The organism is Pseudomonas sp. DR 5-09 (genome assembly GCF_001655595.1).
GTDB classification, from domain to species: Bacteria; Pseudomonadota; Gammaproteobacteria; order Pseudomonadales; family Pseudomonadaceae; genus Aquipseudomonas; species Aquipseudomonas pharyngis.
In genome coordinates this window covers 6,313,114-6,326,819 of sequence record NZ_CP011566.1, presented here as the reverse complement: position 1 = coordinate 6,326,819, position 13,706 = coordinate 6,313,114, and the positions used below count along the sequence as shown (strand labels likewise).

Genomic DNA, 13,706 nt, shown 5'->3' with positions numbered 1-13,706 from the left:
TTTCCCAGCGCCTGTTGCAGTAGCGTCGAGGCCACCTGATTCAGCGTCGGGCCCTGGCTGATCAGATCGATCAGCCGGCTCTGTTCGAGCAAAAACGGGGAAGAGGCAGGCGTGGTGCCGGCGGCGGTTTCAGTCATGGTTCAGATCCCGTGTGAAAGGGCAGCGCGGCTGGCGGCCCTGATGCGACGCACGTTATCCGGGCGGGCATCGAGCAGGGCGGTGCATAGATATATGCCGTCGGCCGATGCCCGAATTTCGCGGGCAGCGGCGCACCGGCGTCAGGAAAAGAACAGCGCAGCGGCCTGCGCACGATTGATTTCACCGCGGTAAATGGCGATGAGTTCCTGATTGCCGGTGGTGCGTGGATCGAAGCGCCCACCCAGTCGGCGTTGCTCTACGGTTTTCAGGTGCGCGGCGTTGAAGGCGGTCACCGGATCATTGATTCCGCTGTAGTGGAAGTGCGCGTACCACAGAACCGCGTGGGTTTCGTGATCGAGCACCTCGTACTCGTCCAGGTAACCCTTCCCGGAGCCCTTGAGCCGCTGCCGTGCAGTGGCTTTCGAGATGTCTACCTGGCCCTTGCTCTTGAGCCATTCGACACGGGCCGCGGTGGGTGGTTGTTGCTTGATGATCCGGATGCGTGCGCTTTGGCCGCGCTGATAAAGCGCGGTGGCGGCATCGGCGAGTTCTCTGTTCAAAGTGCTGGCCGTGGCATTGCGATCATCGGTGAGATTGCGCGCGGTCAGGGCCCGGTCGATTGCATCCCTCGCTTCGCGCAACCGGTCGGCATGCAGGTAGTAGAGATCCTGAATTTCGCTCGGAATGCGCGCGGCCCGGTTGATGTGGGCCTCCGTGCGCCGGTGAAAGGCAGGCAAGCCATCGATCAGCGCCTGGCCTTCCTCGATACAGCGGTGCAGGCTGGGTGCCGGTCCTTTTGACAGGGGTTTGGGTGTGACCCTTTCGAGCCAGACACCCGGACTCTTTTCGTGAAAGGTGGCGATGATCTTGCCCGTCAGTGGCGCGCGCACGTCGACCAGATCGGTTTCCCGGCCACTGGCGTCCTTGCGTGGCTCACCGACGACCGTGCCCTTGTAACGGGTCTTGATGACCTTTTTGGCCGACGCCGTCGATGGTTTAGAAGGGCCCGGTACGGGATCGAACTGTCGTTGGTCGCGCAGCAGGTTCACCAGCCGGTCGACCGTCCTGTCGGCAAATCCGGCAACGCGCCGGCGTACCTGTTCGATGCGATCGGCAAGCAGTTGCTCCGGATACTCGACGAGCAGGTCTGCAAAGCGCTGATCGACAGCGACGAACTGTTCGGCCAGATTGCTCATCGTCTCGATCCGCTGACTCAGATTTTGCAGACTCTCCTCGTTGCTCACTTCCAGAGAACTCTGGATGTTCAGCGCCGCATCATCGATCAGGTTTTCCAGCGCCAGCCGCGCATCGACCGGCTCTTGTGTCAGGTCCGGCCTGATGCACAGCTCCTGCTCCAGCGTGATTTGCAGCAGCTTGAGGTCATCGATCGTGTAGCGGGGGAGTTTCGCCTTGTAGTCTCGCGTGACTTCAAGGGCGTCCCTGCCCAGCAGGCTCAGTTCATCGAGTCGGCTACGGGCGTATTCGATCTTGTCGATCATGCCCTGGGTCATGTCACTGGCTTTGGTAAAAGGCGCGTTGCGCTCTGCCGACAGGGGTGCCGAGGGTTCGTCAAGCAATGCCAGGGTAGTGCTCAGGCTGCTGCGGAATTCGGACGATTGTTCGTCGAGCCAGGATTGCACCAGAAACAGCTGCAGTGATAACCGCTCGATCATGGCGGTACGGTAATTGGGGATAGGTTCGACGACGTTCATGGCCTTGAGCTGCTGGATATGCTCACCGTACGCCCTGATCTGCACCTCCAGGGTGTCGAGAAACTGCTCCCGGGCGCTCGAACGGTTATCGGGGGTGGCCTGCAGCATGGCCTCGCGCACCTCTTTGAGCTGGGTCTGTTTGGCCTGCAAGGTGGCGTCGAAGTCGGTGAGCGCTGCCTTCATCTGAATCAGCCGCGCCCGGTTATCGTCCTGCAGTTTCCTGAGCCGGCTGCGCAGGCCGCCACCGTTGAGGCGCAGGCGAAGATCGACGAACCACTGACCGTCGGCATTGTGAGTCAGCAGCGGCCCGGTACGCGCAGGCTGCTGGCGCGAATCGCTGATCTGGACACGTTCGTCGTCATTCACGATCACCTCGAACCAGCGCTGACCGACTGCTGCATACCAGGCGCGCCCATGGGCATGAAGGTGTTGGTATGGGCCCTCGTCCTGGGCATCACCCAGGCCTTCGGGCCTGGGGACCTGGAGGCTGTCGAGCAGCGAGCCAAGCCCCGGTTGCGAGCGGTCCAGAGCGCCGATGGCGTTGACCGAGATGTCATGGCTGGCGGACAGTTCGCGGTCGCCGATGTCCGGAAGGCGCAGCACCTTGATGGCCGGGGATAGCGTTCGGGCAGGTGTTTCAACGACGGTTTGCGGCGACGCCGGTGATTCATGGACCGGCCTTCTGCCAACAGCGGCCCTGTGGGCCAGTACCATGCCCAGTGCCAGGAGGATGTCGGCCAGCGCGCTCCAGTCGAGTCGGGCCGGAGCCTCATTGGCGGCGTCATTCATTGCCTGCAAGTCATCGATGATCTGCCAGATCCACGCCGCCGTCCCCACGCTGCGCCCCAGGAACGGCAGCGCCGCATTGAAAATCCGCCAGCCACCATTCTTCAGCGAAGCCCAGCGTGCTTCAGCGTTGGATACCGACTGCCGGTCCGACTGGGTGAGCATGGCTTGCACATTGGCGTTGAACAGGGCTGGCAAAATCGGGTCTTCGATCACGTCGCTGGCCAACGAAACAGGACCGCTCATATCGAGGGCGGCGCTCGGATCGACCAGCGATTGGGGAATCGTCCAGATCGAAGGCAGCCTGGCGGGAAATACGTACTGCTCGTAATTGAAGCGCACGTCGTCAGGCAACCAGGCCAGTACCGCCTGGCGAATCGAGCGTGAATGCTTGATTGCGTATAGCAGGTTGGCGGGGCTGGCGTATTGGATCAGTGGCGGATCGAGCAGAGGCCGGTAAAGCAGGCAGGGGCCCTGATCGGTCTGACGCGGACCGATGATGAACATATTGGCAACGATGTCACGGGGGCGCTGGCCGACAATGAAAGCCAGCGGGCGGACAACGATCTGCTGTCCATCCACTTGCCGTTCGCTGGCGGTGTCGGCCAGTGCAGCGACAATGTACCGATAGCCTTGTTCGTCGATATCCATTTCGCCACGGATCTTGTGTTGCAACGCCAGCAGCGGCAGCTCGGCGGCTAACTGTCGAGTGTAAAGCCGCTGCAGGGTGGAGGCCCGGGTGCTGTCCTCGACCAGGCAGCGTTTGAGCATGGCCGGGTAACGGGCCCCGATGTCGACGGTGGTCACGAGCCTTTCCAGATAATCGGCACTCATCCAGTCAGGCACCGGAGTGCCGTCCTTGCAGCGCACGACTTTGTTGCCCGGCGGCAGCCCGGCCAGATTCTGCAAGGCGAGATCGGTGAGGGACAGCGTGAGGGTCTCGGTATTGCCCGGCCACATGAACGTGCCCCAGACCACCAGGCTGGTAATGCTGATTTCGAGGTTGTCGACCCTTACATCGTTTGTCTGGGGTTGTTCTCTGCGGATCTGTGCGCTCAGGGCTTCGAGGGTGAAAGTGCGCAGGTCGGGGACTTCGTTCTGGAACGTCTTGCCGGCGTTCTGGTGTTGTATCAGCACCAGATCCAGCAGGTGGCGGCTGTAGCAGGTCTGGTCATCGGCCCTGGCCTGGTCCAGCCAGGACGGCAGCAGTGGTCGCAAGTGCTCGGCCTGGGGTTGGAGTTGCGGTGGCAGCTCTGCGGTGTGTCTGCCGAGCGTGCCCGGATGCGGTAGAACGCCCGGCCGGGTCGAGGGCGGCGACCCGAGCGCGCCGATGGCGTCTGCTTCCAGAGCGATGAGAATGCAGGCCTGGCGATCAAAAAAATTGCCCTTTGGCTCGATCAGCCGCCAGTTCAGCGAGACCGGAACAGCCTTCGCCGGATACGCGTTCCTGATAGCCTCGCCCAGCTCCTCGAAAGAGTCGAAGCGCTGGAAACCCAGCGGCAGTGAGTGGCTCAGGATCAGGGTGCGCCCGGCTACCGAGCCGACCAGCACGGCGGTGTCGAGGACGTGGAGATGGCGGCGTTGCACCTCGTCACCCGCGTCGACATCGATCAGGTACGCGCGGGTCTTGTACTTGTCCCGGGGCAGGCGCTGCGTTTTGTCAGGATCGGCGAAAACGGCCCGGGCCATGGCCAGCCGATGTTCGTCCCAGTCGGTTGTATCCTTGACGTCCCACAGTGCACGCAAGGCGTCCGACAACGAATACCAGCGCGGATGCGACAGGCCTGTGGGTTCGTTCCAGTAATCGATCTGTTGTTCCTGATAAGCCACGAACAGCAGTGGCGCGAGTTCATTGATCAAGCGGGCGAGCGCATCGATCTTGACCGCCAGCGTGACCGGTTGCTCATTCGTCGAGCGCCGGACAAGGTAATGCTCCCCATCGATCCAGGTGACGGTGGTCGCGCCAAGTGCGAGACGCACCAGCACATTGGTCAGGGATTCGGAGCGGCTTCGGCCAGGAATCACGCGATCTCCGTCGATTTGCCAGACCGGAGTCACCACGAGGGTCTGGCGCGGGTCGAGCTCCAGTTCCGGATAAAGGGTCTTGAGTGCCGGGCGCAAGGTATTCGTGGCGACCTCCCACAGTGACGGACCGGTCACCAGTTGGGTCAGTACGTCGACAGCGCTGGGCGTCGGGATTTCAGGCATGGCCATCTCCTTGATTGAACCTCAGGCGGCCGGAAGCGGCGCCGGGTCGAGCAAGGTAGCGGGCGAGACGGGAGCGGTTGCGGTACATAAATATCGCAGGCAAAAAAAGACCCGCGTGTGCGGGTCGGGGTATCAGGTGGCGGACTTGAAGCGGCTCATTGCTCGAAACCTTCGAGCACATTCACCGCGTTGATACCGATTTCTTCTACCGCGTAGCCACCTTCCATGACGAACAGGGTCGGTTTGCCGAGGGCCGCGATGCGCTTGCCCATCGCCAGGTAATCCGGGCTGTCGAGCTTGAACTGCGAGATCGGATCGTCCTTGAAGGTGTCGACGCCCAGCGACACGACGATGATGTCGGCGCCGTAGTTATCGATCTCCTGGCAGGCCTGATCCAGCGCTGCGCTCCAGACATCCCAGCCGGAACCGGCCGGCAGCGGGTAGTTGAAGTTGAAGCCATCGCCGGCCCCTTCACCGCGCTCGTCTTCGTAGCCGAGGAAGAACGGAAATTCCGCTTCCGGGTGGCCGTGGATCGAGGTGAACAGCACGTCGCTGCGCTCGTAGAAAATCGACTGAGTGCCGTTGCCGTGGTGATAGTCGACGTCGAGGATCGCGACCTTCTTGTGGCCCTGATCAAGGAACGCCTGCGCGGCGATGGCGGCGTTGTTGAGGTAGCAATAACCGCCCATCAAGTCGCCGGCAGCGTGGTGTCCCGGCGGACGGCACAGGGCGAAGGCACCCCGGGCGCCGCGCTGGATTTCCGCTTGTGCGGTCAGCGCCACTTGCGCCGCGCTGTACGCCGCTTGCCAGGTGCCGGCGGTGATCGGCGCGCCGCCGTCGAAGCTGTAATAGCCGAGCTGGCCGTGCAGGCTGGTCGGCTTGATCTGACGCAGGGTGCGCGCCGGCCAGGTGTAGGGCAGCAAGTCGCCGTCGGTGTTGAATTCGGTCCAGCGCGCCCACGCGCCTTTGAAGAAGTCGAGGTAGTCGCGGCTGTGGATGCGCTCGATCGGCCCGAGGCCGAAATCCTTCGGTGCCTCGACCGGGCCGAGGTTTTGATTTTTTACCCGTTGCAGCACGTGGTCGGCGCGCGACGGCATCTCGAAGCAAGGCTTGAGTTGCCCGTCGATCAACTCGCAGCGGCCATGGTGCAGGTGGTGATCGTCAGAGTAGATCGTCAACATTTGTTGTTCTCCGCAGGGGCTGATTCTGTTGATCACAGTGTTGCGGCGTGAGCCGAATCGGAGAACGGCCAGAGAGGCCAAAAGGGGATCGATGTGGCCAAAAATACTGACCTGATATCGCCCCTCGACGGTTTAACCGTGTGGCCGGAATTGACTCGGTGCCACACCGCTCCAGCGCACGAAGGCATGGCGGAAGCTTGCCGTCTCGCTGAAACCCAGGGTTTCAGCGATGCGGTAGATCGGTAACTGATCCTCGCAAAGCATCTGCTTGGCCCGCTCGAAACGCAGTTCGTCGAGCAGCTCCTGGTAGCTGCAACCCATGTCCTTCAGATGTCGACGCAAGGTACGCGGCGAGCAGTTCATCTGCTGCGCCAGACCTTCCAGCCCCGGCGCGGCGTTGAGTTGTGCGCTGAGCAACTGACGGATCCGCCCAAGCCACGCCTGACGGCCAGTGAACTCGATGTTCTGCTTGCGGCACCGCTCGGCCATGGCCTGATGGGTGATGAGGTCGGCGAGTGGCAGCGGCTGGTCTAGCCAGCGTCGGTCGAAGGCGAAGGCGTTGTCCTTGGCGCCGAAATGCACGGGCGCCTTGAAGTGCTCGGCGTAGCTGTCGCGATAGTCCGGCGCAGCGTGTTCGAAGCGGGCAGCCAGCAATGGCAGCGGATGGCCGAGCAGGTCGTCGCAGATGACTTTCAGCGACACCAGACAGAACTCGGCATTGAACACCGCCATTGCCGGGCTTTCGCGGTAATCGGCGGCAACGAACCAGACGCGCTCGCCGTCGTCCTCCAGGCTCAGCTCGAAAAGTGTTCCCAGCAGCGCCGGATAACGGATCGCCAGCCGCAAAGCGTCACCGAAGGTGGCACAGGTCAGCAGCGCGTAACCGAGGATGCCGTAGCAGGAAACATGCATGCGCCGGCCCAGTTCCAGACCGATGTCATGCTTGAGCGCGACTGCATTGGCGCAGACCTGCATCTCCTGGTTGGTGGTGATGCGAGTGTCGGCCCGGCTCAGATCCGCCGCACTGATGCCGCTGCCGGCGAGCAGCGCTTCACTGGGTAGACCTTCGGTCTTGAACGTGTTGAGGATCAACGAGACCGCATTGAGCGTAGTGAGGTGGGAGTGGAGCATAAGATCTTCCAGCCTTGGGATAGCTGGAACGCAGCAAGTTACATGCCGGACGAAGAGTCAATTGTGGGAGCGGGCTGGCACGCGAATGCGTTGTGTCAGACGACATCAACGCATCTGACACAGCGCTTTCGCGAGCAAGCCCGCTCCCACAGGGCCATGACGTGGTCTCAGACCAACTCACCACACAAGTCCAGTTCCACCAGACGCCGTACTTCAGCCGTATCAAGGCCTGCACCGAGCAGTCCGCTCAACTTGCCGAACGCTGCTTCGCAGTTCATGCCGCCACCGGACAACACGCCAACACCACGCAAGCGGCTGCCGGCTTCATATACATCCAGTTCCACACCGCCTTCATGGCACTGCGTGACCGCAACCACCACCACGCCGTTGTCCCGCGCCCGGCCAAGGCTGGCGAGGAACTCTGGATTGTCGCTCGGCCCGGTGCCGCTGCCGTAGCACTCCAACACCAGACCCTGAATGCCGCTGTCGAGCAGGCCGTCGATGATCTCGGCGCCAATGCCCGGGAACAGCGGCAACACGGCAACTTTTGCCAGTTGCTTCGGTTGGTTGTAGTTCAGCGCTGCCGGCAGGGACGTGGCTTTCACGCCGCCGCCCTGACGCTCCAGACGTTTGAACGGATGACGGCCGAAGCTGCGCACTTTCGCGCAACGGGTCGGGGCCAGCAGTTCGCCGTGGAAATACAGATGCACACCCGGCGCCAGGCCGTGGCCGAGGGCGACCAGTGCGCCGCTGAGGTTTTCCCAGGCATCGCTGTCGGTGACGCCGGCCGGCAGCATCGAGCCGGTGAAGCACACGCGGGCATGCAGGCCGAGCAGCTGGAAGCTCATGGCTGCGGCGCTGTAGGCCAAAGTATCGGTGCCGTGCAGGATCAGCACACTGTCGCAGCCTTGCACATCGACGGCGTCGACCACCGCTTCACGCAGTTGCTGCCAGTAGGCCGGGGTCATGTTGGCGCTGTCGATCAGCGGCGACATTTCGCGAAAGCGCCACTGCGGCACCACCAGCTCAGGCTGGCTGTGCAGGTAATCGCGCATCCGCGCTTCGAAACCGGACGCCGGGGCCAGGCCATTGGCGCTGGCCTGCATGCCGATGGTGCCACCGGTGTACAGCACCATGACGTGCTGGGCGGCAGGGTAGGTCGAGGAATTCATGGGGAGTTCTCCTGAACGAGGACAGCATGCGGTCGAGCATGACGCCGACCGCTGCTTGTGTCACGCCGGGCGCAGGATCTGCGCCCGGTTTTTACCCGATCAGCGTTGCGCTGCCGGGATGCCTTGCGGCTGAGCGTCAGTCTGGGTGTCGGCCGACGGGTTGGCAGGCCAGGCTTTCAGGTCCAGATCCAGGTCGCTGAACTTGCTGGAGTCGAACACCGGTTGGTCGACGCCTGCGCGGCGCTGCGCATCGTAGTCGCGCATCACGCGCATGCCGACCTTGAACAGGAGGGCCAGGGCCATCAGGTTGACGAAGGCCAGGCAGGTCATGGTGATGTCGGCGAAGGCGAACACGGTCGACAGATCCTGCATCGAACCCCAGACCACCAGCGCCAGCACCAGACCGCGGAACGTCATCAGCGCAGCGCGGTTGCGGGTGAGGAACTGCAGGCTGTTTTCGCCCAGGTAGTAGTTGTAGAGGATGCACGTGAAGACGAACAGCGACAGCGCGACGCTGACGAACATGCGGCCCCAGTCACCCACCACGGCGGCCAGCGAGTTCTGGGTCAGGACGATGCCGTCACCTTCGAAGCCCGGGGTGTAGAAGCCCGACAACAGAATCAGCAGCGCGGTGCAGGTGCAGATCACGAAGGTGTCGAGGAACACGCTGAACGCCTGAACCACGCCCTGAGCACCCGGGTGCTTCACGGCGGCCACGGCGGCGACGTTCGGCGCACTGCCCAGGCCCGCTTCGTTGGCGAACACGCCACGCTTCACGCCCATCACGATCGCGCTGCCGAGCAGGCCGCCGAAAGCCGGGTCAAGACCGAAGGCGCTTTTGAAGATGGTGACCAGCATGGCTGGCACGTGTTCGATCTGAGTGCCGATCACGTACAGGGTCACACCGATGTAGGCCAGGGTCTTGATCGGCACCAGCAGGTCGGACACCGAAGCGATGCGCTTGATGCCGCCGATGAAGGTGATGGCCAGCAGCACTGCCAGGACGATGCCGGTGTGTTGCGGATCAAAGGCAAAGGCGTTTTGCAGCGAGTGGGTCACGGTGTAGGACTGCAGGCCGATGAAGGCGAAGCCGTAGGTGACCAGCAGCAGGATCGAGAACACCACCGCCATGCCTTTGAGCTTCAGGCCGTGCTGGATGTAGTAAGCCGGACCGCCACGGTACAGGCCGTCGCCATCGGCACGCTTGTAGACCTGGGCCAGCGTACATTCGAAGAAGCTGCTGGACATGCCGACCAGTGCGGTCACCCACATCCAGAACACCGCACCCGGACCACCCAGGGTCACGGCGATGCCGACACCGGCGATGTTGCCTGCACCGACGCGGCCGGCGAGGCTGAGCATCAGGGCCTGAAACGAGCTGAGTTGCCCGGCGCTGCCCTTGAGGCTGTCGCGGAACACCGCGAACATGTGGAAGAAGTGGCGCAATTGAACGAAACGCGAGCGAATCGTGAAGTAGCTACCGAGCCCGACAATGAGCACGATCAGTACTTTCCCTGAGAGGAAGTCGTTGATGACTTCGAGCATGGATTTTTCCTCGCTGTTTATTGTTTAAGCAAATGCTGGATGGTCAGAAACATCGCGTTACACCGGTGTGCGCGCGGCACAACAGGCGAGGCGAGGGTTCGTCCCGGATCCATATCGCGGGTTTGTTATTAGTTCGGGTTTCGCATGGGTTATGGCCTCGTTACCGACGACCGCTCACGCGAAGAGGGGCGGCACTATACCGATCAGTGCGGCGCCCGTCTGCACGGTTGTGGTGCAAGCGACGAAACGAAGCTTTGAAACACCCGACGTTACCGGCGTCGGGCTTGTCTGGGAGCCGGTTTACAGCCAGCTTCCATACATACGGTTCTCAGGTTCAAACAGTTAAAAAAAAGGGCTCGGGGAATCATCCCCAAGCCCTCAAAAGGTGAGAGGTGTCTAGTCCCTCGACCTGGTGAGCGGTGCTACAAGTCACGCGTCGGCTCAGGCTTTGAGCGGAACCAGACGCGGAGCAATCATGTTTTCCGGGCGCAGGATGTCGGCGAGCATGGCTTCGTCGAGCAGACCTTCTTCGCGCACCAGTTCCAGCACGCCGCGGCCGCTTTCAAGGGCGATACGGGCGATGCGGGTGGCGTTTTTGTAGCCGATGTACGGGTTCAGTGCAGTGACCAGACCGATCGAGTGCTCGACCAGTTCGCGGCAGCGCGCTTCGTTGGCGGTGATGCCGACGATGCAGTGCTCGCGCAGCATGTCCATGGCGCGTTGCAGCAGGCGGATCGAGTCGAGGATCTTGAAAGCGATCAGCGGCTCCATCACGTTCAGTTGCAGTTGGCCGCCTTCGGCTGCCATGGTCAGCGCCAGATCGTTACCGATGACCTGGAACGCCACCTGGTTCACGGCTTCCGGAATCACCGGGTTGACCTTGCCTGGCATGATCGAGCTGCCTGGCTGACGCGCCGGCAGGTTGATTTCGTTGATGCCGGTGCGCGGGCCGCTGGACAGCAGGCGCAGGTCGTTGCAGATCTTCGACAGTTTGACCGCGGTGCGCTTGAGCATGCCGGAGAACAGCACGAAGGCGCCCATGTCGGAGGTGGCTTCGATCAGGTCGGCGGCTGGAACCAGCGGTTGACCGCTGATCAGCGCCAGACGCTGTACGGCCAGGGCCTGATAGCGCGGGTCGGCGTTGATGCCGGTGCCGATCGCGGTGCCGCCCAGGTTCACTTCGGTCAGCAGTTCCGGGGCCAGCGTCTTCAGACGGGCCAGGTCTTCGCCCATGGTGGTGGCGAAAGCACGGAATTCCTGACCCAGGGTCATCGGCACGGCGTCTTGCAGCTGGGTACGACCCATCTTCAGGACGTGGTTGAATTCTTCACCCTTGGCCGCGAATGCCTGAATCAGGCTGTCGAGGCTGGCCAGCAGCGCGTCGTGACCCAGCAGCAGACCCAGGCGGATCGCGGTCGGGTAGGCGTCGTTGGTCGACTGCGCCATGTTCACGTCGTCGTTCGGGTGCAGGTACTGGTACTCGCCTTTCTGGTGACCCATCGCTTCCAGCGCGATGTTGGCGATCACTTCGTTGGCGTTCATGTTGGTGGAGGTACCGGCGCCACCTTGAATCATGTCGACCACGAACTCTTCGTGGAAATCGCCGCGGATCAGACGGGCACAGGCTTCGCTGATGGCAGCGTGCTTGGCTTCGCTCAGGTGACCCAGCTCGCGGTTGGCGTCAGCAGCGGCCTGTTTGACCATTGCCAGACCGACAACCAGCTTCGGGTAGTGCGAAATCGGAACGCCCGAGAGACGGAAGTTGTTCACCGCTCGCAGGGTCTGGATGCCGTAATACGCTTGAGCAGGGACTTCGAGGGTGCCAAGCAGGTCGTTTTCTGTGCGGAATGATGCAGCGGAGGACATGATAGAAATCATCTCGATAGGGACCCGGTCTGTGCCGGAACGCTGCGAATGCTAGGCTTGTGGGAATTTTTGGGCCAATGCTGTTAAACACTGCCCTATGCACATTCGGCATAATGCCCGTGTGACGCCGCGTGGACGGCAGACGTGTGACCTGTTTTGGTGCGTGTCCGGGAGGACGTGATGAATCTGGAAAGCAAATGGCTCGAGGACTTCAGTGCTCTGGCCGCCACCCGCAGCTTCTCGCAGGCGGCCGAACGGCGCTTCGTGACCCAGCCGGCCTTCAGCCGGCGGATCCGCAGCCTGGAAGCGGCGCTCGGGCTGACGCTGGTCAACCGCTCGCGCACGCCGATCGAGCTGACGGCGGCGGGGCAATTGTTCCTCGTAACCGCGCGCACCGTGGTCGAACAGCTCGGTGAAGTGTTGCGCCATTTGCATCACCTCGAAGGTGGGCAAGGCGAAGTGATCCAAGTCGCAGCGGCGCATTCGTTGGCGCTCGGATTCTTCCCGCGCTGGATCGCTCAACTGCGCAACGAAGGCCTGAACATCGCCACCCGGCTGGTCGCGACCAACGTCGGCGACGCGGTGCACGCGCTGCGTGAAGGTGGCTGCGACTTGATGCTGGCGTTCTATGACCCGGACGCGGCCATGCAGATGGACCCGGAAATTTTCCCGTCGCTGCACCTGGGCCAGACCGAAATGCTCCCGGTGTGCGCGGCGGATGCCGATGGCAAACCGATGTTCGATCTGGAAGGAGAGGGCAGTGTGCCGTTGCTGGCGTATAGCGCCGGAGCGTTTCTCGGGCGTTCGGTGAATGGCTTGCTGCGCCAGCGTCAGCTGCGTTTCACCACGATTTATGAAACCGCCATGGCCGACAGCCTGAAAAGCATGGCGCTGGAAGGCCTTGGTATCGCCTGGGTTCCGCAACTGAGCGTGCGGGCCGAACTGGCCCGTGGCGAACTGGTGGTCTGCGGCGGTGCGCAATGGCATGTGCCGCTGGAGATTCGCCTGTACCGCTGCGCGCTGGTGCGCAAGGCCAATGTGCGGTTGTTGTGGCGCAAGCTGGAGGGCGGTGCGGCGAGCAGTAATGCCTGATTGAAAGAAGCAGAGGCGCAAGTTGTTTTGCGCCTCTGCCATTTTGTTGGGTGGCTTTCTTCTGTTCAGTCCCAATCTTCATAATCTTAGAAGCGGAATGTCCAACTCCCTGGGCCTGCGGGTGCCGAGGAGTCTAAATATTTTTGAATGTTTTCCCGATTCTTATCGCTGTATCGGTTTGCGTCAGGGCGAAGTTCAGAGAAGCCACCTATCTCTAACATGATCGTTTCGCTCCACCATCCATTATAAAGAATTTCGCCATCTTCATGGGTGGCGTTGAACATATGCCCAACTTCGTGAGCGGCGGTTCTGGTTTTTTCAATTGAAGCTATGCCCGCGAAGCCAGGGGAATGTGCAGCTCCCAGTACGCGATCGTTTATGGGGTAGCGCGTCAGTAATAGATATTTGTTAAATCGAGGGTTCAAATCTTTCCTCGGGCGAGCGCTATGATGTTTACTTACCTTGGTCGTCCACTCTCTCAGCGATGCCCTTGCATCATCGTTTTGATAGGGATGATCGCTCAGATCTTGTGCTTCCGATGGACTGATCAAACGAACCAGCATCTTGCGCCCGGAGATGTTTTCCATTTCCTCGACGAGCCAGGAGAAATGTTTATCGTACAAGTCGTCTTTGTTGTAGTCCGCGAGATCCTTGTGGATGAAGACCAGGAGTGCCAATGGTTCCTTGAACATGTTTTAACCTTTTGATAGTTAGCGGTCAGGCATGAGGCCTGTGACAAAAGTTGTGTCAGATGTAAGGACACAACTTTGTGTGAAGTTATTTAGAGATATAAGCTCTGAAAACAGTTTGGTTGCTGTTTGGTGAGCGGTATTACAGCTGCAGTAGCTGACGGCTGTTTGTATATCACTAACTAT

8 protein-coding genes are annotated in these 13,706 nt (G+C 61.3%); 1 reads left to right on the top strand and 7 read right to left on the bottom strand.

The features are described from left to right. Window positions 1-278: 278 nt before the first annotated feature. From PDR5_RS28570 to aspA, 6 genes are all read right to left on the bottom strand, one after another. Window positions 279-4,844 (bottom strand): dermonecrotic toxin domain-containing protein, encoded by a 4,566-nt coding sequence (locus PDR5_RS28570; RefSeq protein WP_064600520.1) that lies wholly within the window; start codon window positions 4,842-4,844, stop codon window positions 279-281. A 155-nt stretch (window positions 4,845-4,999) separates the two neighbouring features. Continuing rightward, the gene (locus tag PDR5_RS28565; RefSeq protein ID WP_064600518.1) at window positions 5,000-6,025 is read right to left on the bottom strand and encodes a histone deacetylase family protein; all 1,026 of its coding nucleotides are present in this window, start codon (window positions 6,023-6,025) and stop codon (window positions 5,000-5,002) included. Between the two features lie 132 nt (window positions 6,026-6,157). Then, window positions 6,158-7,156: an AraC family transcriptional regulator gene (locus PDR5_RS28560; RefSeq protein ID WP_064600515.1), complete on the bottom strand. Its 999-nt coding sequence runs from the start codon at window positions 7,154-7,156 to the stop codon at window positions 6,158-6,160. 167 nt (window positions 7,157-7,323) lie between these two features. Then, window positions 7,324-8,328 (bottom strand): asparaginase, encoded by a 1,005-nt coding sequence (locus PDR5_RS28555; RefSeq protein ID WP_064600513.1) that lies wholly within the window; start codon window positions 8,326-8,328, stop codon window positions 7,324-7,326. Window positions 8,329-8,427: 99 nt separating this feature from the next. Further along, on the bottom strand, window positions 8,428-9,873 hold the full coding sequence (locus PDR5_RS28550; RefSeq protein ID WP_064600511.1) for an alanine/glycine:cation symporter family protein: 1,446 nt from the start codon (window positions 9,871-9,873) through the stop codon (window positions 8,428-8,430). A gap of 441 nt (window positions 9,874-10,314) precedes the next feature. Continuing rightward, window positions 10,315-11,739: an aspartate ammonia-lyase gene (aspA, locus tag PDR5_RS28545; protein ID WP_039765095.1), complete on the bottom strand. Its 1,425-nt coding sequence runs from the start codon at window positions 11,737-11,739 to the stop codon at window positions 10,315-10,317. 180 nt (window positions 11,740-11,919) lie between these two features. Between aspA and PDR5_RS28540 the strand changes: the two genes are divergently transcribed. Next, window positions 11,920-12,831: a LysR substrate-binding domain-containing protein gene (locus tag PDR5_RS28540; RefSeq protein WP_064600509.1), complete on the top strand. Its 912-nt coding sequence runs from the start codon at window positions 11,920-11,922 to the stop codon at window positions 12,829-12,831. An 86-nt stretch (window positions 12,832-12,917) separates the two neighbouring features. Here the strand turns inward: PDR5_RS28540 and PDR5_RS28535 are convergent, their stop codons facing one another. Continuing rightward, window positions 12,918-13,523: a hypothetical protein gene (locus PDR5_RS28535; RefSeq protein ID WP_064600507.1), complete on the bottom strand. Its 606-nt coding sequence runs from the start codon at window positions 13,521-13,523 to the stop codon at window positions 12,918-12,920. Window positions 13,524-13,706: the final 183 nt, after the last annotated feature.